The organism is Streptomyces sp. NPDC085931 (assembly GCF_044540565.1).
In the GTDB taxonomy this organism is placed as follows: Bacteria; Actinomycetota; Actinomycetes; order Streptomycetales; family Streptomycetaceae; genus Streptomyces.
Window position 1 is genome coordinate 97,442 of sequence record NZ_JBITSK010000012.1, and the last position, 21,179, is coordinate 118,620.

The window sequence follows — 21,179 nt, forward strand, 5'->3', positions numbered from 1 at the left end:
CCAGGGAGGCAGAGCATGGCCCTCACCACCCGTCGCAGAGCCCTCACCACCCTCGGCGCGGCCCTCGCGGGCTCGATCGCCCTTCCCGCAACCCACGCCGTGGCCGGTGAACGAGGCCACCGGCCACGCCCGTTGTGGCGGGCCCACGCCCACAACGACTACGAGCATCCACGCCCGCTGTCCGACGCCCTGGACCACCGCTTCGGCAGTGTCGAGGCCGACATCCACCTCGTCGGCGACCAGCTCCTCGTCGCCCATGACCCGGAGGACCTGGACCCGTCCCGCACGCTGGAGTCCCTCTACCTCGACCCGCTCGCGGCCCGCGTCCGGGCCAACCACGGCTCGGTGTACCGGGGCCACCGCGGCTCACTGCAACTGCTGATCGACATCAAGACCGAGGGCTCGTCGACGTACCTGGAGCTCGACCGGCATCTGCGGCGCTACCGGCACCTGTTCACCACCTGCGCCCACGGCCGCGTCCACCACGGCGCGGTCACCGCCGTGATCTCCGGCGACCGCGCCGCCCGCGCCCCCATGGAGGCCCAGACCGTCCGGCGCGCCTTCTACGACGGCCGGCTCGCCGACCTCGGCGGCCCGGCCCCGGCCTCCTTCATTCCGCTGATCAGCGACAACTGGACGCTCAACTTCACCTGGCGGGGCGAGGGCCCGTTCCCCGACGCCGAGCGGCTCAAGCTGCGGGGCATCGTCGAAGCCGCCCACCGGAGCGGCCGGAGGGTGCGTTTCTGGGCGACCCCCGATCTGCCCGGACCCGCCCGCGACGCGGTCTGGGGCGAACTGCTCGCCGCCGGCGTCGACCACCTCAACACCGACGACCTCGCCGGCCTGGAGGCGTTCCTCGACGCCCGCCGGACGGCCTAGAGGCGAGCCGAACACCACACGTTCGGCGGACAGGTCAGCCGCCCGGACGAACCCTCCGCTACGCCACACTTACGGCCGAACGCCGTGAACCGGACAAGGCGGCGTGGCGGAGGAGTCGACGATGGCCATTTCCATCTCTGTGGTGCTGCTGCTCGTGATCCTGGCGGTGATCTTCCTGCGCAATGGCGGGCTGAAGTTCTCCCATGCGCTGGTCTGCCTGCTGCTCGGCTTCTATCTGGCGAGCACCAGCATCGCCCCCACCATCCACAGCGGCCTCACGGCGACGGCGGACATCGTCAGCAGCCTGCGTCCCTGACGGCCTTCACTGACTCACGGTCCTCACTGACGGTTCTCACGGTGCCGAGAACACGCCGATGCCGTTGGGGACGGCCCGTTCGGCGCCGCCGCTGGGGTGGTTGCGCACCGTGACCGCGCTCGCGCCGGGCTTCCGGGCGACCAGCGTCGACGAGCCGCCGCCGTCCAGGCTGAACGCGTCGGCCGCCCCCAGCTTCCGCATGGTGTCGGCCACTTCGGCGATCGTCAGCCCAGTGCGGTAGGCGGCGGCTCCGTCCAGCGCGAGCAGCAGCACCCGCCGCCCGCCGTCGGCGATGCCCACCGCCGTGCGGACGGCCGACGTCGTGTCGTCCAGCCCCGTCAGCGGCCGCCCGCCCGAGAGCACCGGGTAGCCGCCGAGCGCGAGGCGGTACGCGGCGCCGTCCGTGGCCGCCACCAGACGGTGCTCGACCTCGACCGCCGCACCGGTGGAGAGCTTGCGCAGCTGCTGGGCCCCCGCCTCCCGGCCGACCAGCACCGTGGTCCCCGCGGCGATGGCACCGCTGCCCGGGGTGTCGGCCGCCGAGACGACCTTGCCGTCGCGGACCGTCACCTCGTACGTGTCCGTGCTGCAGGGCGCGGCCCGGTCCGTGTCCGTGCCGCAGGTGGCACGCACCCGGGAGACGCTGCCCCACTCGGACGTGAAGGCCCCGACCGAACCGACCGGCAGCGCGTACTGGTTGAGCCCGCCGAGCGGCAGCTGGCCCTCGGCCGTACGGACCGAACCGTCCAGGGCCAGCCGGTCCAGCCGCGCCACGCCGTCGGTGCCGACGCCGAACACGTCCTCGGTCGTGGTGCCGGGCGGCAGCGCCGGCCCGAACCGCTGCCCCTTGGGAACAGCCGCCTTCAGCGTCCGCCCGGCCGCGATCGCCGGACCCACGCTCGCCCCCGTCACCTCCACCCCTGGGTGCTGCGCCTCGCTGATGTTGAAGAAGTCGCCGTTCACACCGGCGACCGCCCCCTGGGCATCGGCCATCCGAGAGACCTGCGCCCGGGAGGCCACCGCCCCCGGATACAGCAGATCCACCTTCACCTGCGGGTTGCCCAGGTCCACCCGCACCACGTGCGCGCGGGTCACCCCCTTCGCCGCCTTGATGTCGAACTGCTCGTAAGTGACGCCCGGCGCGACCCGCACGGCCTTCTGGACGGCGCCGGCCGGTGCCGCCCCCGCCAGGGCCGCACCGGCCAGCGCGCCGAACGCCGTGAGAAGCGCCAGCACCGCTCGTCCCGCTCCGCGTCTGTGACGACCTGTCACCGTGCCCCCTGATGTCTCGTCAGCTGTCCCGACACTCAGGGGCAGTGCACCAGACCGCGCGGGCCGTGGGGGTGGCTGGGCGCCGACCACGCGGGAACGGCTGAAAAAACGCACTCCTCCGGGTGCTTCAGCGGTCGCCCGTTCCGGTGCCGTACGGCGTGAAACGCGCCGGCGCGTGGTCGATCGGCAGACCGGGTCGCCACGCCGTGAGCGCCTGCGCGCTGCACACGAAGAGCTGCTCCGGCAGCCGGTCGAGCGCGAACCAGCGCCAGCGGCCCACGCTCTCCCCGGGCTGGTCCGAGGGCTCGCCCCGCCAGGCGGTGACCCGGGCGGCCACGGTCACCCGGACGACACCGCCCGCGTCGTCCAGGAGCGTCCCGAGCAGCCGGACGTCCTCCGGCCGGGCCACGAGGCCGGTCTCCTCGCCCAGCTCGCGCACCACCGCCTCCTGCAGCGACTCCCCGGGCTCCACCGTGCCGCCCGGCAGCTCCCACGTGCCGTGCCGGTGCCGCCCGAGCAGCAGTCCGCGCGGTCCGTGCAGGACGGCACCCACCCCGAGCGCCGCGTGCGCCACCGGCGGCTTGCCGGTGCGCGGCCGGGAGGAGACCCGGACGGGCCGTGTCACCCGGAACAGCCGGTAGGACGCCCGGTTGCCCGGCTCGGGCGCGTCCAGCACGTCGACATGCTCCACGCGCAGCCCGTACTCGGTGAGCAGGGCCGTCCACAACCCGGTCGTGAGGACCCACATGTGCACCGTGACGTTCCCGCCGCCGGCCAGCCGCAGGGTTTCGGGCCGGGCGGCCACCCGGTCCGACGGGCCGTCACCCCGGGAGTTGGTGTGCAGCACGGTGAAGCAGAGCCTGCCGCCCGGCTTCAGTGCCCCGGCCAGGACGGGCAGCAGCCGGTGCGGGCCGATGTACGGGACGGCGTTGACGGAGTAGACGACGTCGTACGGCTCCGCCGTGCGCAGATGCTCCACCGCGTCGGCCAGGATCAGCCGCAGCCCGGGCAGGGAGCCGTACCGGGCGCGGGCCCGTTCGTACTGGCCGGCCGAGGCGTCGACCGCGTCCACCCGCGCGCCGTGAGCCCTGACCAGATGGGCCGCGTGCCGGGCCGGACCGCACCCGAGGTCCAGCACCCGCCGGCCCGCCAGCTCCCCGAGCACCTCCACGCCCGGGCCCCCGCCCTCGAAGCCCCAGTCGACGCGGACCGCCTCGGGCAGCACCGTGCCGCGCTCCAGGTGGTGGATGCCGTACGCATGCCATGCCTCGGCGTTGACGGCCTCGGGTCGTCCGGTCGCCACGTCTCAGCCACCCGCCACGGCGTCGCGCGGCAGCACGGTGACCCGGTGGAAGTTGCATCCGGGCTGCGCGGGCTCGGCGGCCGCCGGTCGGGTCTGGTGGGCCTTGAGGGCGCTGCTCACGAGTGTGAGCAGCAGGTCGACGTCCGCCTCGCAGTCGAGGTGGACCGTCACCCACCCGGAACCGGGGAGCAGGTGGATGGCGCTCGACCCGGACAGGTCGTAGCGGAGGCGCTGGATGGCCCGGCGGGTGAGGTGGAGGTCCACGTCCCGGTCCGAGTGGAAGTGGACGATCTCGTCGCGGGCGGAACGGAGCGCCCGTCCGGTGCCGCAACTCGCCGGGCCCGCCGACAGATCGGGCCAGGCCTGCAGACGCTCCAGGGCGCGCTGGGCCAGAGTCATGCTCCCATCGTCGCCCGCTCACCGCGCCGCAACCAGTGGTTGAGTGATTTGTAACCGGGACGTGAGGCGGGCCGACCTCCCCACCGGCCGGGTGCTCAGGCCGATTTGACGAGTCTGAGGTAGCGCTTCCAGTCCCAGTGCCGGCCCGGATCCGTGTGGTCGCTGCCCGGTACCTCGTGGTGGCCGATGATGTGCGCGCGGTTCCGGGGGATGCCGTACCGCGCGCAGATCGCCGCCGTGAGCCGGGCCGACCGCTCGTACATGGCGTCGGTGAAGTACCTCGGCTGGTTCACCCAGCCTTCGTGCTCGATGCCGATGCTGCGGGTGTTGTAGTCCCAGTTCCCCGCGTGCCAGGCGATGTCGGCCTCGCGCACGCACTGCGCCACGTGCCCGTCGGAGGAGCGCACCACGTAGTGCGCGGACACCCTCTGTGCGGGGTTGCGGAAGACGGACAGGGTGCCGGAGTACGTCGTCTGGGCGACGTGGATGACCACATAGTGCAGCGGATGGGCTCGGGGGCGGTTCGACGGCGTGTAGTTGGCGCGGCTCGCCGGGTGCCACGCCGCTCCGGGATGGTCGACGGCCTGTGGCCGGGCCGCGGCACGCGTGTCGTGGAGCAGGGCGGAGGGGACGGCGGTGAGAGCGGCTCCGAGGAGGAGTCCGCGCCTGCTGGGGAGGGAGGTTGTCCGGTCCATGATGGTGCCTTCCGGGTCCGACGGGGCAGGGGTCACTTGCTCTCGCTCGCTCCCGTGCGGGGAGCGGTGGACGGAGCGGCGGCCCGGTGCGGCCGCGGCCCGCCTGGATCAAGTTACGGCGCCGGCCGGGTGCTCCGAGGGACACGAGGCGTTTCGGTGGAGGGGCCTGGGATTGTGGACAACTCGCTCACCCGGTCGGGTGATTGCGGCAGGTGGATGCCGTACCCGGGCGTGTGACAGGGGGGTTGGCGCGGGGGTGCGCCTGTGCGTGAGCGGTGATCGGCGAGTGGGGATCGGCGAGTGGGGATCGGTAGTCGGTCGGTGACCGGCAATCGGCGGCTGGTGATCGGTGATCGGTGATCGGCTACCGGTGGCGGGCAGCCGTTCGTCGGTGTGGACCGGTGCCTCGGCACCGCCTGCCGGGCGCGGTCGTCAGGTCCGCTCGGCGACGGCGGCCGGATCGTCCAGCACCGCTCGTACGACCGAATGCGCCGCTCCGAGCAGCGGTCCCTCCGGGCCCAGCCGGGACACGGACACGGGACACACCGGTCCGGCGGTGCGCCGGGCCAGCTCGTCCTGGAGCGCGGGCAGCAGCCACGGCGCCAGCCCGGACAGCTCCCCGCCGAGCACCACGCTCTCGGGGTCGAGAAGGTTGACCGCGCCGGTCAGGGCGATGCCGAGCGCGGTGCCCGCCTCGCGCAGGGCCCGGCGAACCTCCGTGTCGCCCTCCGCCGCGCGTCCCGCGAGCAGACCGACCCGGTCCTCGTCCGGCTCCAGGCCGGCCGCGCGCAGCACCGCCTCCTCACCGGCGTACTGCTCCAGACACCCGCGGCCCCCGCACGCGCACGGAGGGCCGTCGGGCCGGACCGGCACATGTCCCAGCTCGCCCGCGAAGCCGCGCGTTCCGCGCAGCAGCCCGCCGTCCACCACGACCGCCGCGCCGATGCCGATCTCCGCCGACACGTGCAGGAAGTCGCGCGGGGTGCCCTCGCCGAGCCAGAGTTCCGCCAGGGCGCCGAAGTTCGCCTCGTTGTCCACGGTCAGCGGGAGGTCCGCGGGCAGCAGCGCACCGAGGTCCGTGTCGTGCCAGTCGAGGTTCGGGGCGCGGACCACGGTCCTGGCGTCACGCGCCACCAGGCCCGGTACGGCCACGGCGAGTCCGGCGGGCCACAACCCCTCGTCCTCCGCCTCGGCGACGACCCGGCGGATCAGTTCGGTGAGTTCGGCGAGCACCGGTTCGGGGGAGCGGCCGCGGTTCGCGCCCTGGCGTATCGCCCGGGCCCGGGTCGTACCGCGCAGGTCGACGGCGCAGACCGCGAGGTGGTCGACGCCGACCTCCGCACCGATCCCGGCCGGGCCCCGTCCGCTGACCGCGAGCGCGGAGCCGGGGCGGCCCACGCGGCCGGGGCGCTCGGGCCCGAGTTCCTCGAGCAGGCCCGAGCGGATCAGTTCGTCGACGAGCGTGGACACCGCCGCCCGGGTCAGGCCGATCCGCGAGGCGACGGCGGCCCGGGACAACGGCCCCTCGGCGCGCACAGTGTGCAGGACGCGGGCGAGATTGCGGCGGCGCATGCCCTGCTGGGTGTCGGGCAGCGCGCGGCCCGGCCCGGCGGGGTGGGGCTCGGACGGCGCGCGTCCCGGCCCGGCCGGACGGGTCTCGTGCAGCGGTGCGGTCATGCCTGACGCCAGTCCTCAGTGGATGTCGGTGGGCCGCTCCAGCAGCGGAGCCGCGTCGGAGAGTACCCCGGCGATCCGGGCCAGCGTCTCCTCGTCCCGCTCCACGGCGTCGAGGACAGGTCCGGCCGCCGTGTCCCACCGCCGTGCGACCGCAGCCGGGTCCTCCCCGGTGAGCAGCCCGGCCGCCTGCGCGGCGGCCCCCAGCGCCACCAGTTCCTTCGCCTCGGGCACCTGCACCGGACGCCCCGACAGCCGCCGTACGGTGTCCTGCCAGGCCCTGCCCCGGGCGCCGCCGCCGATCAGCAGCAGGGGCGCCGAGCGGTCGGCGTCCTCGTCGAGGACCAGGTCGAGCGCGCCCAGCAGGGAGTGGACGGCCCCGTCGTAGGCGGCCTGGAGGAGCTGGCCGGCCGTCGTGTCGTGGCGCAGGCCGTGCAGCACGCCGGAGGCGTTCGGCAGGTTCGGGGTGCGTTCGCCGTCCAGGAAGGGCAGCAGCGTGACGGCCGTGCCGGGTTCGACGGCCTCGCGGTCCAGGCCCAGCAGCGTCGCGATCCGGTCGACGGCGAGCGTGCAGTTGAGGGTGCAGGCCAGCGGGAGCCAGTCGCCGCGGGCGTCGGCGAAGCCCGCCACCGTGCCGCTCGGGTCGGCGGGCCGGTGGCGCGACACGGCGTACACCGTGCCCGAGGTGCCGAGGCTCATCACCGGCGTGCCCGGACGCACGCCCAGCCCCAGCGCGGCCGCGGCGTTGTCGCCGGTGCCCGGCGCGACCAGGGTCCCCTTGGAGAACGGCAGATCATGGCTGTCACGCACCGTGCCCGCCACCTCGCCGGGCCGGACCACCCGCGGCAGCAGGGCCGGGTCGAGTCCCACGTGCGCCAGGATCTCCTCGTCGTACGCCTCCGTCCCGGACGCCCACCAGCCCGTGCCCGAGGCGTCGCCGCGGTCGGTCGTGCCCTGGCCCGTGAGCCGCTCGGTCAGGTAGTCGTGGGGGAGGCGCACGGCCCTCGTGGCGCGCACCGCGTCCGGTTCGTGCTCCGCCAGCCAGGCCCACTTGGTGACGGTGAACGAGGCGGCCAGGACGCTTCCGGTCCGCTCCGCCCAGAACTTCGCCCCGCCGAGTTCCTCCGTGAGCCGGCGGGCCTGCGGCGCCGAGCGCACGTCGTTCCACAGCAGGGCCGGGCGCACCGGCTCGCCCCGCTCGTCCAGGGTGACCAGGCCGTGTTGCTGGCCGCCCACCGACACGGCGGCGGCCTCGTGCGCGGCCTCCCCGCACTGGTGCAGGGCCTCGCGCAGCGCGTCCCACCACTGGCGCGGGTCGCTCTCGCGGCCGGCCCCCGAGGAGACCGTGTGCGGCGCCTGGCCGCTCGCGACGACCCGGCCGGTGGCCACGTCGACGACCAGCGCCTTGGTGGACTGGGTGGACGAGTCCACGCCGACGACGAGCGGACCCTCGGCTGCTGACATCGGGCTTCTCCCTACTGCGCGCGGCACGTGTCTTCGTTCTGAAGGCACGTCGTCTCTTCCCAGAGAGGTGTTCGCATACTAATTTGTAAATCGGCATGACGAAATACCCTCAGCGAGCAAGGAGCCGCGGCATGAGCTACCAGCCCACCCCCGAGGACAAATTCACCTTCGGCTTGTGGACCGTCGGCTGGCAGGGACGGGACCCCTTCGGCGACGCCACGCGGCGTGCCCTCGACCCGGTCGAGACGGTGCAGCGCCTGGCCGAGCTCGGCGCCCACGGCGTCACCTTCCACGACGACGACCTGATCCCCTTCGGCTCGAGCGACACCGAGCGCGAGGCCCACATCAAGCGCTTCCGGCAGGCGCTGGACGCCACCGGCATGAAGGTGCCGATGGCCACCACCAACCTCTTCACGCACCCGGTGTTCAAGGACGGCGCGTTCACCGCCAACGACCGCGACGTGCGCCGTTACGCGCTGCGCAAGACCATCCGCAACATCGACCTCGCCGTCGAGCTCGGCGCCGAGGTGTACGTGGCCTGGGGCGGCCGCGAGGGCGCCGAGTCGGGCGCCGCGAAGGACGTCCGCGCGGCCCTGGACCGGATGAAGGAGGCCTTCGACCTGCTGGGTGAGTACGTCACCTCCCAGGGCTACGACCTGCGCTTCGCGATCGAGCCCAAGCCGAACGAGCCGCGCGGCGACATCCTGCTGCCGACGGTCGGCCACGCCCTGGCGTTCATCGAGCGTCTGGAGCGTCCGGAGCTGTACGGCGTGAACCCCGAGGTCGGGCACGAGCAGATGGCCGGGCTGAACTTCCCGCACGGCATCGCGCAGGCGCTGTGGGCGGGCAAGCTGTTCCACATCGACCTCAACGGCCAGTCCGGCATCAAGTACGACCAGGACCTGCGGTTCGGCGCCGGTGACCTGCGCGCCGCGTTCTGGCTCGTCGACCTGCTGGAGTCGGCCGGATACGCCGGTCCCCGCCACTTCGACTTCAAGCCGCCGCGGACCGAGGACCTCGACGGCGTATGGGCCTCGGCTGCCGGCTGCATGCGCAACTACCTCATCCTCAAGGAGCGCGCGTCCGCGTTCCGTGCCGACCCGGAGGTCCAGGAGGCCCTGCGGGCGGCCCGCCTGGACGAGCTGGCCCAGCCGACCGCCGCGGACGGCCTGCAGGCCCTGCTCGACGACCGCTCGGCCTTCGAGACGTTCGACGTCGAGGCGGCCGCGGCCCGCGGCATGGCCTTCGAGCGCCTGGACCAGCTGGCCATGGACCACCTGCTGGGCGCGCGCGGCTGATCCCCGTGCGCGGGGGTGGGCGCGGGGTCCGCTGCACGCGCGTGTGCTGTCGAGGCTGTCCAGGCTCCACGGGGTGGGGTTCTGGCGGTCGGTCGCCACGCGCGTGGCGGCGACCGACCGCCGGACAGCGCACGCGCGCGTGGTGTCGGCGGTGAGCCGTGCACGCGCGCGTCGTGCCGGTGGTCAGTCGCGCACGCGCGCGTGGTGTGGGCGGTGAGCCGCGTACACCTGCGTCGTGCCCGCGTCTCACCCGCCTGTGCGGGCCCTGCGGCCGGTCGGGGTGGCTGGGCGGGGTGGCCGGTCGGGGTGGCCGGCCGACGACGCCGTGCTCGCTGTCGCCGGCATCGACTGGGCGCGGTTCGCCGTCGTGCACCGGAACCATGCGGTCCGTGCCATGAGTCCGTATCAGCTTCCGCGCGCCCCTCCCGCGGCGAGCGGTACGCCGCGACTCTGGTCCGTATGGCCATGCCGCCCGTACCGCCCCGTCCGCCCGGTCCTCCCCGGCGCCGGAACCCGCTGTTCCTGCTGCTGGCCCTGCTCGTGGCCGTCGCAGCCGTGTCCCTCGTGGTGCTGATGGCCTCGGGACGTGACGACTCGCCGGACGAGGACGAACCGCCCGGCGCGGGCTCGAGCGGCACGTCCGCGCCCTCCATCGGCATTCCCACCCGGCTGCCGAGCGGCCTGCCGACCTCATTGCCCTCGGGGTTTCCGACCCGGCTGCCGAGCGACCTGCCCAGTGACCTGCCGACCCGGCTGCCGAGTGATCTGCCCAGCCATCTGCCCAGCGGGCTGGAATCGCTTGTTCCGTCCCTGGACCTCGGTCAGTGAGCTACTGCCCTGAGCCCGGCGCGGCCGCCTCGGCGGCGAGTTGCGCCGACACCAGTGCCGTGGCCGGGTCCAGGGTCGCTGCTCCGGCGGGCAGCCAGCGGCCGCCTTCCTTGCGGTAGGGCCACCACCGGCCGTCCCGGCCGAGGCGCAACTGGACCGGTGCGCCGGTGGCCGTCCAGCGGTTCGCCCGCGCCCGCAGCCCGGGCCGTTCGTCCGCGTCCCAGGCCGAGTCCAGGGCGGCACGCGCGCGTGCGAGCACCTCGCCCTCCACGCGCCACTCCTCGTCGAGGACGGACAGCGCTTGAGCACCACCGAGGCGCCACGCACGGACGGCGGCCGCCAGCCCTTCCCGGCCGCGGCCGGAGCCGTCGGCGAGACGGTCCGCCACCTCCCGGCCGGGAGCGGTCTCCTGCCCTGCGGACGCCTCCTGCCCGGCCTCGCCCGCGGCCAGCCGCACCGCGTCCTGCTCGGGCGTCAGTTCCGCCTCGAAGACACCCCGGAGCGCTTCTCCGAGCAGCCGGTGGGCCCGTCCGGCCGTGCGCGCGGCCAGGAACTCCAGCGCGGCCGGGTCGACGCCCGGCGCGGGCGCCGTCTCGGCGTCCAGGGACGGCGGCACACCGGGCCCGTCGGGCAGTGCCGGAAGCTCCGGGAGCGGCGGCAGGATGTCACCGGCGGCGTAGGCCTCGGCGGCGTCCACGCCCTCCGGTCCGGCGGGTTCCGCGGCGGATGTGGCACTGCGCCGCTGCAGGTCGCCCAGCAGTCCGTCCTCGCCACGCCCGCGCATCAGCAGCAGGACGAACGGGTCCTGGTCCAGCAACCGTGCCACCTGGTAGCAGAGCGCCGCGGTGTGCCCGCAGTGGTCCCACGCCCCGCAGTCGCACTGCGGCTCCAGATCGCCCAGACCGGGCAGCAGGTCGACGCCCGCCGCCGCCGCGTCCTCGACCAGGTGCGGCGGCATCTCCCGGTCCAGCAGCGCCGCCACGTGCCCGGCCCGCTCCACCGTCATGTCCAGCAGGCGGTCCCACTGCCCGGGCGACAATTCCTCCAGCAGGACGTCGGCCCGGTGCGCCGTGCGGTCGCGGTCCTGGACGACGGCCGTGAGACGGCCCGGGCGGACCGACACCGCCCCGACCGCTCCCGCGCGGGCGAGCCGACGGCCCGCCTTGAGCTGCGCGTTGTCCAGCGCCGTGTCCTCCAGCGCCTTCAGCCACGCCTGACCCCACCAGGTCTGGGCGAAGCCCCGCCCGCGCGCGGGTGGCAGCGCCGCGAACGTGCGTTCCGTGTCGCCGTCGTACCTCGTCATCGCAGGCCCCCTCGCAGTGCGACCAGATCGGCCAGTTCCGCGTCCGTCAGTTCCGTGAGCGCCGCCTCGCCCGAGCCGAGGACCGCGTCCGCCAGCTCCCGCTTGCGGGTCAGCAGTTCGGCGATGCGGTCCTCGACGGTTCCCTCCGCGATGATCCGGTGCACCTGCACGGGCCGGGTCTGCCCGATGCGGTAGGCACGGTCCGTCGCCTGGGCCTCGACGGCAGGGTTCCACCAGCGGTCGTAGTGCACGACGTGCTCGGCCCGGGTGAGGTTCAGGCCGGTGCCGGCCGCCTTCAACGAGAGCAGGAACACGGGCACCTCACCGTCCTGGAAACGCTGCACCATGGCCTCGCGCTCGGCGACGGGCGTGCCCCCGTGCAGGAACTGCGAGGGCGTGCCGCGGGCGGTCAGGTGCCGTTCCAGGAGGCGGGCCATCCGCACGTACTGCGTGAAGACCAGCACGCCCGCGCCCTCGGCGAGGATCGTGTCGAGCAGTTCGTCCAGCAGTTCCAGCTTCCCGGAGCGACCGGAGATCACCGGCCGCTCCTCCTTGAGGTACTGCGCCGGGTGGTTGCAGATCTGCTTCAGGCCCGTCAGCAGCTTCACGATCAGCCCGCGCCGCGCCATGCTGTCCGCGCCGGAGATGTCCGCGAGCGCCTCCCGCACCACGGCCTCGTACAGCGCCGTCTGCTCGGAGGTCAGCGACACGGCGTGGTCGGTCTCCGTCTTCGGCGGCAGCTCCGGCGCGATACCCGGATCGGACTTGCGGCGGCGCAGCAGGAACGGCCGTACGAGCCGGGCCAGACGGTCCGCCGCGGCCGGATCCCGGCCGCCCTCCACGGCCTGCGCGTACCGCCTGCGGAAGGTGCCGAGCCGGCCCAGCAGTCCCGGCGTCGCCCAGTCGAGGATCGCCCACAGCTCCGACAGGTTGTTCTCCACCGGGGTGCCGGTGAGCGCCACACGCGCGCGTGCCCCGATGGAACGCAACTGCCGCGCCGTGGAGGAGTACGGGTTCTTCACGTGCTGGGCCTCGTCCGCCACGAGCAGGCCCCAGGGCACCTCCGCCAGCCGGGCCGCGTCCAGGCGCATGGTGCCGTAGGTGGTGAGCACGAACTCGCCGTCCACGAGGCCCGCCAGGTCCCGGCGCGGGCCGTGGAAGCGCCGCACCGGCGTGCCGGGCGCGAACCGCTCGATCTCCCGCTGCCAGTTGCCCATCAGGGACGTCGGGCAGACCACCAGGGTGGGGCCGGCGGACTGCGCGTCGGCCTGCCGATGCAGGTGCAGCGCGATCAGCGTGATCGTCTTGCCGAGACCCATGTCGTCGGCGAGGCAGCAGCCCAGACCCAGCGACGTCATGCTCGCGAGCCAGTTCAGTCCCCGCCGCTGGTAGTCGCGCAGAGTGGCCGCGAGGGCGGCCGGCTGCGCCACGGGCCGTTGCGCCTCGGGGTCCGCCAGCCGCTCCCGCAGCGCCGCCAGCCAGCCGGTGGGCCGTACCTCGATCCGCCGTCCGTCCACCTCGGTCCAGCCCGTCAGGGCGGCTCCCAAGGCGTCGACCGGGGTGACCTTGCGGTCCTGCCGGGAGCGGGCGAGCGCCACTTCCCGGGGGTCGAGCAGGATCCACTGGTCGCGCAGTCGCACCACGGGGCGCTTGGCTTCGGCGAGCCGGTCCAGCTCCGCGCGGCTCAGTGTCCGGTCGCCGACGGCGAAGGACCAGTCGAACGCGAGCAGCGCGTCGGCGGAGAGGAACGACGGCACGGCGGCGAAGGAGCGGCCGTCGTTCCGCTCGTCGCCGGAGGGCCCCACCTCCGCGCGCGTGGTGAGCTCACGGACCAGTTCCCGCGGCCAGTGCACGTCCACGCCGGCCGCCGCCAGGGCGTGGGCGCCCGCGCCGAGGAGTTCGGTGACCTCGTCGTCGGTGAGTTCCATGGCGTCCGGCACGGTCGCGGACAGCAGCGGGGTGAGCGGGGTCCAGGCCCGGGCGGCCCGGCGCAGGGCGAGCAGGGCGTCCATCCGCGCGCGCGGGCCGAGTGCCTCGCCCGCGGTGCCCGCCCAGACGTCCGCGGCGTCCGCGACGAGCGCCGGGTCGCTCACGCCGTGCACCTGGAGCACGGCCCGGAACCTCACGCCGGCGTCGGTGTTGGTGTCGGTTTCGGTGTCGTCCCAAGGATTGGTGTCGGTGTCGGCCCAAGCGTCGGTGTCGGCGTCGGCGTCGGCGGTCCCGCCATCGGCCGTCCCGGGCAGACCGCGCACCTCGACGCGCAGCGACAGCCGCACGCCCGCGTCGAGACCCGCGGCGATGTCGGCGGCCCAGGGGCGCAGTTCGGGCAGATGCACCGGTTCCGGTGACGCGTAGGCGGGTCCGCCGGTCACCAGGGCCGCGGCGGGGGAGCGGGGCAGGCTGTCGGCCACGGCGTCGAGGAAGGCGCGCAGGTGCTGCTCCGGGTCGGGCAGCCGCAGGGGCCCGGTGCCCGGCAGCGGCACGGCGTGTGCCTCGGGCGGCATCGCGGCGGCGAGTCGGCGCAGGGCCTCGATGTCCGGGGCGCCCAGCGGGCCGGTGCGCCAGGCGTCCTGGTCGCCCGGCGACAGCCCCGGCAGCAGCAGTCCACGGGCCACGAGGTGCAGCGCCTGGAACGCGGCCGCGCCCCAGAAGACGGTGGCGCGGTGGCCTTCCCCGGCCACCCGCGCGCGGGTGAGGAGCGGCAGGGCCGCGCCCACCGGCATCAGCACGGCGGGCACGTCCACCGCCTCGGGCCCGTCGCTGCCGGGCACGGCGACGGTCAGCTCCGCGAAGGTCGGCCCCGCGACGGTCGGCCCCGCGACAGATGCCGGCGTGACGGCCGGAGGAGGGGCGCCGTCGGGGCGCCAGAAGGCGACGGTGCCGGTGCGGGCCGGGTCGCCGGGCAGGAACACGGCACTGCACCAGGCCAGTTCCGGAAGGTCGGAGAGGCTGGAGGAGGAAGCGGAGGAAACGGAGGACGGTGCCGGGGGAGTCGACTGCTCGGTTATGGCTGATTCCTCAAATTTGACTAGTGGAGTCGGAGTCGCCGAGGATACAGCAATCTGTGAACGGGTGGGTATGGCTTCGGTGTGAGGTGGGTCACCATGGATGCGCGGTGAGGTGCGTTGCGGTGTTCCGCCGCGGCGGTTCCTCTTCTCAGGGTCGCCTAGGGGCGCCTAGGGGTTAGGGGTCGCCTCGGGGTCGCACCTCAGGGATGTCTCAGGGGTGGCGGTGGAACCGCCGGAAACGCGGTGCCGTTTTCAGGACAGAGAGCGGCACAGGCCGCGAAGGAGGCGACAGTCATGTCGAAGAACGCCAAGATCGCCGCGGGTGGTGTGGCGGCCGGGCTCATCCTGCTGATCTGGCTGCCCTGGTGGGCCGCGCTTCTGATCATCCTGGGAGTCCCGGCCGCCGCCTACCTCACGCTCGATCCCGCACAGCGGCGCAGGCTGCGCCGCGTCACCCGCAAGGAACTGGGCCGCTGATCGCCCGGATCGCTCAGGCCGGCCGTACCGCCATCTTGTCGAGTGCCGCGAGGAGGCCCGGCAGCTCCGGCCCCCGCCCCACCGGCAGGACCTCGCCGGGCTCCTCGTCCAGCAGCACGAAAGCGATGTCGTCGGTCCTGGCCACCAGCGACCAGCCGGGACCGTCGGCCCGCAGGGTCCGCGCGTCACCCGGCGCGAACGACGAGCGGACCCGCCCCAGCGGCGGTGGCGTGTCGATGTAGGTGCGCGCCTCCGCCAGGACGCGCCGGATGCCGCTGTGGCCCGCCGACCCGTTCCCCGTCCCGCCGGCCGGACCGTCGGCGGCCTCGCCGTCGTCATCCGGCGTCGCCGCCGTCCCCGGCTGCGGGAAGGCCGCGTCGTCGACCTGCTCCCGCCAGGTCGCCCACTGCAGTGCGATCTCGTCCGCGCCCAGGCGCCGCTGGGCCGGACCCCACACGCTGGTGTCCGGCGGAGTCAGCGGCGGCCGGTCGTCGGCCTCCGGGCCGGGGTCGTGCGGCGCGGGCACGCCGGGCGCCGCGACGGCCACCGCGAGGGGCCAGCCGGGCAGGGCCGCGACCACCGTGCGCTCGTCGGGCGACAGCTCGTACTCCATGCCGCAGTCCCACGAGGCGATCGCGACCGCCACCAGGGAGACGTCGTCGATGACGACCGTCCACCGGGCGCCCTCGCCGTCCTGTCCGAGTACCAGCCCGTAGCCGTCGGCGAGCGGCGCGAGGCCCAGCGCCGCGCACGCCTCCGGGTAGTCGTCGCCCAGCACACTCGGGAACTTCGCCGGCGTCAGCAGCACCGCCGTGAGCACATAGAGCGCATCGTCCGCGGCGGCGACGGCGTCCTCGTCCGTCCCGGCCATCCCAGTACCCCCATCCATTCGTCCGACGGCGCGCACCCTAGTGCGAGCGGAAGCCGCTTGTCACGACCTCGCAAGCGCACGCGGAGCTGCAGTTTTCCGGCGGACAGGGGCGAATCGGCCGTCCCGCGCCCCGGCTCTCACGCCGCCGGCAGCCCCAGCAGCTCACGGGCCACGGCTCCGGGCGACTCGCCGCGCTCGCGCGCCAGCGCCACCACGGCCCGGCAGGCCAGCTCGTTCACCCCGAACGACAGCGCCTCGGGTGACACCCAGCCGGCCGCCTCGTCGGCCCGTTCCCGGTCGTCCTGCGCGCTCGCCGCGACATAGACGGCGGCGGCCTCGAAGAGATTGTGCGGACGCTCACCGCCGCCCGTCCTCGGCTCCGGGCGAAGGGCGTGAGCGACCCTCTCCCCGGCCTTGCGGACCTTGTCCCACATCGCTGACCACCTTCCCCCGGCGCGCTGTCCCCGCTCACGGGTCATCTCCAGGTCACCAACGTAGAGTTGGAAGTTCGCAGGCAGAAGGGGGACGGCACGGTGAAGCGGTTCGAACGGCTCGAACGGATCCGCGGGATGGACCCGTACCGCGAGGCCACGGAGATCTACCGGCTGAGCGTGGCCTACGAGTTCCCCTGGGACTTCGCCCGCTCCCTGGAACTGGCGCTGTACCGCACGTACGCCGTCCCCAGCATCGGCCGGCTGCTCGCCCGGACCGCGGAGCTCACGGACCGCACGCAGAAGCGCTACGACGACACGTCGCTGCTCCTGGACACCATCGTGGAGCACGGCTTCGGCAGCGAGCAGGGCCGGACCGCGATCCGCCGCATCAACGGGATGCACCGCAGTTACGACATCAGCGACGAGGACATGCGGTACGTCCTCTGCACGTTCGTCGTGATGCCGAAACGGTGGATCGACGCCTACGGCTGGCGCAGGATGTCGCGCCACGAGACCGTCGCCGGCGTGGTCCACTACCGCACGCTCGGCCGCCACATGGGCATCAAGGACATCCCCCGGACGTACGAGGAGTTCGAGACCTGCCTCGACGACTACGAGGCCGCCCACTTCGCCTGGGACGAGGACGCCCGCCGCGTCTCGGACGCCACGCTCGACCTGATGGCCTCCTGGTACCCGCGCCCGCTCGCGCCGCTGCTGCGCACCGCGACGCTCTCGCTGCTCGACGACGCGCTCCTGGAGGCGTTCCGTTACACCCCGCCGAGTGCCGCCACACGCGCGTGGGTGCGCCGCGCGGTACGGCTGCGGGGGCGTGCCGTCCGACTGCTGCCGCCGCGGCGCGCCCCGCACTTCGCCCGCCAGAACCGGGAGATCAAGGGCTACCCGAACGGCTACGAGATCGCCGCACTGGGGACGTGGCCGGTCCCGGGCGTCCGGGGCTGCCCGGTGCGGCACACCGGAGTGTCGGACGCCGCGGCCGGGTGAGGGGCCGCCATCTCCTCGGGGCAGCTCAGCCCTCGCGTACGGCCAGGGCCAGGAAGCGGGTGTACTCGTCGACGTACGAGGTCAGCCGCCACCCCGAACCGGCCAGGAGCGGGCGGAGGTTGGGCTCCGCGCGCAGGTCGTCCGGGGTGAGCGGACGGCCGTGGCGGGCCGCGAGGGCGGCCCTGCCGATCGGGTGGAACAGCGCCAGCACACCACCGGGGCGCACCACACGCGCCAGCTCCCGCAAGTCCTCGGCGGGCTTCGGCAGATGCGAGATGAGCCCCGCCCCGAACACGGCGTCCAGCGACCCCGCGCGCAGGGGCAGCGCGGCGACATCCGTGAGCAGCAGCGTCCCGTCACGGTCCCGCCCGGCCCGCACGGCCTCCCGCAGCATGGCCGGGGTCAGATCGGCCCCGAGCACCACCCCTGATGGCCCCACGGCGGCACGCAGGGGCGGCAGGGCCCGTCCGGTGCCGCACCCGGCGTCGAGCACACGGTCCCCCGCCCGCAGCCCGAGCTCCGCGACGGCGGCGGCGTAGGCCGGGCCGTCGTCGGGGAACCGGGTGTCCCAGTCGGCGGCGCGGGCGGCGAAGAACTCCTGGACACGTGTCTGGTCGTCGCTCATGCACCGCATGATTCCTCACCGGCAGGGATGACGCCTCAGCGCACACGTTCGAGCGTGACCCGATCGTTCCGGCGCATCGTGCGTCATATTGCAATACCTTTCGGAATGTGCCCCCTTTGTGCGCCTGTTCCGGGTCTAGCGTCCCGAGGTCATGGGACACCAGGACCACGCCGTCCTGGGGTGGCTGACCCCCGCGCTGTCGTACGTGATGGCGTGTGCGGGCGCCGCCCTCGGCGTGCGCTGCACCGTCCGCGCGCTCGCCGCCACCGGGCGCTCACGCCCTGGAGCCCGGCTGTGTCACCATCAGCCGCCCCGTGCCTCCGGCGCAACGGCCCGACGAGCGCATGCTGCGCGAGGTGATCGAAGGGCTGAGGGCGCTGTGACCGAACCCGCGCGGACGGCCGCACATCCGGCGTGGAGGAACTCGCATCCCATCCGCAGGCACGTCACCGTTGCCGACAGTCCCGAGAGAAGTGATCAATGGTCTCCGAGCACCCCGACGCCGCGGACGGCGAGAGCGCCGCGCTGGCGTTGAAGATTCTGGTCGCCGGCGGGTTCGGGGTGGGCAAGACCACCCTGGTCGGCGCCGTCAGCGAGATCCGGCCGCTGCGCACCGAGGAACTCCTCAGCGAGGCGGGCCGGTCGGTGGACGACACCGACGGCGTGGACCGCAAGACCACCACCACCGTCACCATGGACTTCGGCCGGATCACCCTCCGCTCCGACCTGTCCCTGTACCTGTTCGGCACGCCCGGCCAGGACCGCTTCTGGTTCCTGTGGGACGAGTTGGCGCGGGGGGCGCTCGGTGCGGTGGTGCTCGCCGACACCCGGCGCCTGGAGGACTGCTTCCCGGCGGTCGACTACTTCGAGCACCGGCGCATCCCGTTCGTCGTGGCCGTCAACTGCTTCGCGGGGGCCGGGCGGTACGGCGCCCCGGACGTCTCGCGCGCCCTCGACCTGGACCGGGGGACGCCCGTCGTGCTGTGCGACGCGCGCGACCGCGACTCGGGGAAGGAGGTGTTGATCCGGCTCGTCGAGTACGCCGGGCGGATGCACACCGCCCGGCTCCTCGAGTCGGTCGGCTGACCCTGGTGCCGCTGGTGTTTCTGGTCTTCGGCGGCTCTGGTGATCTCGGTGAGGCCGATGAGGCGGTATCCCGGTGACCCGAGTGACCGCGGTGCCACCGGGTCAGTCCGCGACGTTCCGCTCCGCCAGGACCCGGTCGATGGTGACGCGGACGAGGAGTTCGCCCGGCACGCCGTTGCGGGCGCCGAACTCCTCCGCGCGCTCCTCGCCCATGTACCGGGCGCCGATCCGGGTGGCCCAGCGTCGCACCTCGTCGAGGTCCTCGGAGACCCGCGCGCGGCCCGTCAGCACGACGAACGAGTACGGCGGCCGGTCGTCGTCCACGCACACGGCGACCCGGCCGTCCCGGACGATGTTGCGCCCCTTCACACTGCCCTTGCCGGTGTTGAACACCAGCTCGTCGCCGTCCAGCACGAACCAGATCGGGGTCACGTGCGGGCTGCCGTCGGCGCGCACCGTCGAGAGCTTTCCGGTGCGGGTGCCGTGGGAGACGAACTCCCGCCATTGCGCGTCGGTCATCTTCTCTGCCATGGCTCCCATCCTCCTTGCCCCGACCGCGGTCCTGGGGAAGGCTGGCGTGGAGATCCTCCGGCCAGGAGGAGAATCGCACGGGGAGAAAACGGGGAGATCAGGACATGGCGCAGAACCAGGGACTCGACTGGCTGCTGGACGACCTGACCGAGCGCGTCCACGACGTCCGGCACGCACTGGTCCTGTCCAACGACGGCCTGGTGACGGGCGCGAGCACCGGACTGCGCCGCGAGGACGCCGAGCACCTCGCGGCCGTGTCGTCCGGCCTGCACAGCCTGGCCAAGGGCTCGGGACGGCATTTCGGCGCGGGCAGCGTCCGGCAGACGATGATCGAGTTCGACGACGCGGTGTTGTTCGTCACCGCGGCCGGCACGGGCAGCTGTCTGTGCGTCCTCAGCGGCGCGGAGGCCGACATCGGCCAGATCGCGTACGAGATGACACTGCTGGTCAACCGGGTCGGCGAGCACTTGGACGTGGACGCCCGCCAGCCCGAGCCCAAACCGGCGAAGGACGCCTGACCTGCGAGTTCTTCGTCCCCCGGGGAGTTATCCACAGGCTCGCCACGAGGTGGGCGGAACGGGCTACGGTCTTTCCACGACGACCGCACACCGCCACGGCACGCGGTGACCGCACGCCACCACGCCACGCGGTGACCGCACGCCGCCACGCCACGCGGTGGCCGCACCGCACACCGCCACGCGGTGACGGCACCCGTTCACCGACTCCACGGGGGAGAAGACCATGTCAGGAACGCTCGCGAAGACCGACCCCTCCACCTTCGGACCCAGCCGAGCCGCTCGCGAACTCGGCTTGAAGCGCGGCGAGTTCGATCTCGCGGTGAACCTGGGGCTCGTCCGGACCACCCCGGACGAAGGTGGGGGAGGCCGACGCGTGACACGCGCCGAACTCGACCGGCTGCGTGCCGCCGACGGCTTCCCCGACGGCCTCCGGGAACGGGTCAGTACCACCGGCACCCAGGAGGGCGCCGCGCTCATGGAGATCGCGCCCACCCGGTTCACGACTCTGGCCCGCTTCGGCCTGCTCGTACCGGTGAGCTTCTACCTCAACCGCTACCGGGCCGTCGTCTGGCTCTATCTGACCGAGGAGCTTCGGCAGTTCACGGCCGAGGCGAGCAACGCCCGGCTGCTGTCCGGACGCCTGCCGGCGGAGATCCGTGAAGGACTGAAGGCCGGGCTGGACCGCCGCCCCCGGAACTGGCGAGGGCGGCACAGCGGTTTCCTGCTGCGGCAGGCGGGTGACGACCCGTGGGCGCGCGCGGCAGCCGTCGCCGCCCTCCTCGACCCGGCCGACGTGGCGGAAGTCGTCCAGGACCCCGCCGAGCGAGCCCGGCTGGACCGCTTCCGCCCCCGCCTCCCCGGCCACGGAGCGCCCGGCTCACCGGCCGCCGAGCTCGTCCAGCGGCTCACGACGGCGACCGACCCCGACGAAGTGGCCTGGTTCCGCGCGGACCTGGCCCACACGCTGGAGGCGGCCCGCGGGGAAGGCCCGGCACCGCACCCGCTGCCGGAACCGACCCCATCCACGCTTCCGGCCTCATCCACGCTTCCAACCCCACGCACGCTTCCGGCCCCACCCACGCTTCCAGCCCCACCCACCGTCCCGGCACCCCCCGAGCACCCGAAGCCGACCGGTCTGCTGACCCGGCTGCGATGCAGAGGCCGTCGCTCCGCCAGGAGTACGTGATCCCCCCGGT

21 protein-coding genes and 1 pseudogene are annotated in these 21,179 nt (G+C 73.8%); 10 read left to right on the forward strand and 12 right to left on the reverse strand.

Features of this window, described 5'->3' with window-relative positions:
- The first annotated feature begins 15 nt into the window (after window positions 1-15).
- The gene (locus ACIGAN_RS24810) at window positions 16-879 is read left to right on the forward strand and encodes a phosphatidylinositol-specific phospholipase C/glycerophosphodiester phosphodiesterase family protein (RefSeq protein WP_399860591.1); all 864 of its coding nucleotides are present in this window, start codon (window positions 16-18) and stop codon (window positions 877-879) included.
- 121 nt (window positions 880-1,000) lie between these two features.
- A complete protein-coding gene (locus ACIGAN_RS24815) occupies window positions 1,001-1,195 on the forward strand; it encodes a hypothetical protein (protein WP_365088943.1) in 195 nt (64 codons plus the stop codon).
- A 36-nt stretch (window positions 1,196-1,231) separates the two neighbouring features.
- Here the strand turns inward: ACIGAN_RS24815 and ACIGAN_RS24820 are convergent, their stop codons facing one another.
- The 6 genes from ACIGAN_RS24820 to xylB all read right to left on the reverse strand — a co-directional run bounded on the left by ACIGAN_RS24820 (window position 1,232) and on the right by xylB (window position 8,002).
- On the reverse strand, window positions 1,232-2,431 hold the full coding sequence (locus ACIGAN_RS24820) for a phosphodiester glycosidase family protein (protein WP_365088942.1): 1,200 nt from the start codon (window positions 2,429-2,431) through the stop codon (window positions 1,232-1,234).
- Window positions 2,432-2,594: 163 nt separating this feature from the next.
- Window positions 2,595-3,770: a bifunctional class I SAM-dependent methyltransferase/NUDIX hydrolase gene (locus ACIGAN_RS24825; protein WP_399860594.1), complete on the reverse strand. Its 1,176-nt coding sequence runs from the start codon at window positions 3,768-3,770 to the stop codon at window positions 2,595-2,597.
- 3 nt (window positions 3,771-3,773) lie between these two features.
- Entirely contained in the window at window positions 3,774-4,169 is a 396-nt protein-coding gene (locus tag ACIGAN_RS24830; protein ID WP_399860597.1) for a luciferase domain-containing protein, read from the reverse strand.
- Between the two features lie 95 nt (window positions 4,170-4,264).
- Complete coding sequence (locus tag ACIGAN_RS24835) at window positions 4,265-4,864, reverse strand: N-acetylmuramoyl-L-alanine amidase (RefSeq protein WP_399860600.1); 600 nt, start codon at window positions 4,862-4,864, stop codon at window positions 4,265-4,267.
- Between the two features lie 432 nt (window positions 4,865-5,296).
- Window positions 5,297-6,541 (reverse strand): ROK family transcriptional regulator, encoded by a 1,245-nt coding sequence (locus tag ACIGAN_RS24840; protein WP_365741006.1) that lies wholly within the window; start codon window positions 6,539-6,541, stop codon window positions 5,297-5,299.
- A gap of 15 nt (window positions 6,542-6,556) precedes the next feature.
- Window positions 6,557-8,002 (reverse strand): xylulokinase, encoded by a 1,446-nt coding sequence (gene xylB / locus ACIGAN_RS24845; protein WP_399860603.1) that lies wholly within the window; start codon window positions 8,000-8,002, stop codon window positions 6,557-6,559.
- 131 nt (window positions 8,003-8,133) lie between these two features.
- Here xylB and xylA point away from each other — a divergent pair, with 131 nt between their 5' ends.
- On the forward strand, window positions 8,134-9,300 hold the full coding sequence (gene xylA, locus ACIGAN_RS24850; protein WP_399860605.1) for a xylose isomerase: 1,167 nt from the start codon (window positions 8,134-8,136) through the stop codon (window positions 9,298-9,300).
- 459 nt (window positions 9,301-9,759) lie between these two features.
- Window positions 9,760-10,128, forward strand: coding sequence for a hypothetical protein (locus ACIGAN_RS24855; RefSeq protein ID WP_399860608.1), 369 nt, complete (start codon window positions 9,760-9,762; stop codon window positions 10,126-10,128).
- A 1-nt stretch (window position 10,129) separates the two neighbouring features.
- Here ACIGAN_RS24855 and ACIGAN_RS24860 read toward each other — a convergent pair whose 3' ends face one another.
- Both ACIGAN_RS24860 and ACIGAN_RS24865 read right to left on the reverse strand, forming a co-directional pair.
- Window positions 10,130-11,431 carry an SWIM zinc finger family protein gene (locus tag ACIGAN_RS24860; RefSeq protein ID WP_365741000.1) on the reverse strand — a complete coding sequence of 434 codons (1,302 nt, stop codon included), beginning with the start codon at window positions 11,429-11,431 and terminating at the stop codon, window positions 10,130-10,132.
- Window positions 11,428-14,343, reverse strand: coding sequence for a DEAD/DEAH box helicase (locus ACIGAN_RS24865; RefSeq protein ID WP_399860610.1), 2,916 nt, complete (start codon window positions 14,341-14,343; stop codon window positions 11,428-11,430). Before ACIGAN_RS24865 ends, ACIGAN_RS24860 begins: the two co-directional genes overlap by 4 nt.
- Before the next feature lie 390 nt (window positions 14,344-14,733).
- On the opposite strand from ACIGAN_RS24865, the gene ACIGAN_RS24870 reads away from it, so the two are divergent.
- Complete coding sequence (locus ACIGAN_RS24870) at window positions 14,734-14,916, forward strand: hypothetical protein (RefSeq protein WP_365740998.1); 183 nt, start codon at window positions 14,734-14,736, stop codon at window positions 14,914-14,916.
- 13 nt (window positions 14,917-14,929) lie between these two features.
- On the opposite strand, the gene ACIGAN_RS24875 is transcribed toward ACIGAN_RS24870, so the two are convergent.
- Both ACIGAN_RS24875 and ACIGAN_RS24880 read right to left on the reverse strand, forming a co-directional pair.
- Window positions 14,930-15,787, reverse strand: coding sequence for a hypothetical protein (locus tag ACIGAN_RS24875; protein WP_365088923.1), 858 nt, complete (start codon window positions 15,785-15,787; stop codon window positions 14,930-14,932).
- Window positions 15,788-15,924: 137 nt separating this feature from the next.
- Window positions 15,925-16,221 (reverse strand): hypothetical protein, encoded by a 297-nt coding sequence (locus ACIGAN_RS24880; protein WP_399860613.1) that lies wholly within the window; start codon window positions 16,219-16,221, stop codon window positions 15,925-15,927.
- A gap of 99 nt (window positions 16,222-16,320) precedes the next feature.
- Here ACIGAN_RS24880 and ACIGAN_RS24885 point away from each other — a divergent pair, with 99 nt between their 5' ends.
- Window positions 16,321-17,223 (forward strand): oxygenase MpaB family protein, encoded by a 903-nt coding sequence (locus ACIGAN_RS24885; protein WP_365740992.1) that lies wholly within the window; start codon window positions 16,321-16,323, stop codon window positions 17,221-17,223.
- Between the two features lie 25 nt (window positions 17,224-17,248).
- On the opposite strand, the gene ACIGAN_RS24890 is transcribed toward ACIGAN_RS24885, so the two are convergent.
- Window positions 17,249-17,848, reverse strand: coding sequence for a class I SAM-dependent methyltransferase (locus tag ACIGAN_RS24890; protein ID WP_399860615.1), 600 nt, complete (start codon window positions 17,846-17,848; stop codon window positions 17,249-17,251).
- A 281-nt stretch (window positions 17,849-18,129) separates the two neighbouring features.
- On the opposite strand from ACIGAN_RS24890, the pseudogene ACIGAN_RS24895 reads away from it, so the two are divergent.
- A pseudogene (locus ACIGAN_RS24895) lies at window positions 18,130-18,231 on the forward strand (DUF742 domain-containing protein); the annotation flags it as partial.
- A 97-nt stretch (window positions 18,232-18,328) separates the two neighbouring features.
- Complete coding sequence (locus ACIGAN_RS24900) at window positions 18,329-18,934, forward strand: GTP-binding protein (protein WP_399860618.1); 606 nt, start codon at window positions 18,329-18,331, stop codon at window positions 18,932-18,934.
- Between the two features lie 102 nt (window positions 18,935-19,036).
- Here ACIGAN_RS24900 and ACIGAN_RS24905 read toward each other — a convergent pair whose 3' ends face one another.
- Window positions 19,037-19,465, reverse strand: a complete 429-nt coding sequence (locus ACIGAN_RS24905; protein ID WP_399860621.1) for a PPOX class F420-dependent oxidoreductase — start codon at window positions 19,463-19,465, stop codon at window positions 19,037-19,039.
- Window positions 19,466-19,569: 104 nt separating this feature from the next.
- Between ACIGAN_RS24905 and ACIGAN_RS24910 the strand changes: the two genes are divergently transcribed.
- Window positions 19,570-19,983 (forward strand): roadblock/LC7 domain-containing protein, encoded by a 414-nt coding sequence (locus ACIGAN_RS24910; protein WP_365088914.1) that lies wholly within the window; start codon window positions 19,570-19,572, stop codon window positions 19,981-19,983.
- 223 nt (window positions 19,984-20,206) lie between these two features.
- Window positions 20,207-21,169 carry a DUF6397 family protein gene (locus ACIGAN_RS24915; protein WP_399860623.1) on the forward strand — a complete coding sequence of 321 codons (963 nt, stop codon included), beginning with the start codon at window positions 20,207-20,209 and terminating at the stop codon, window positions 21,167-21,169.
- Window positions 21,170-21,179 lie beyond the last annotated feature (10 nt).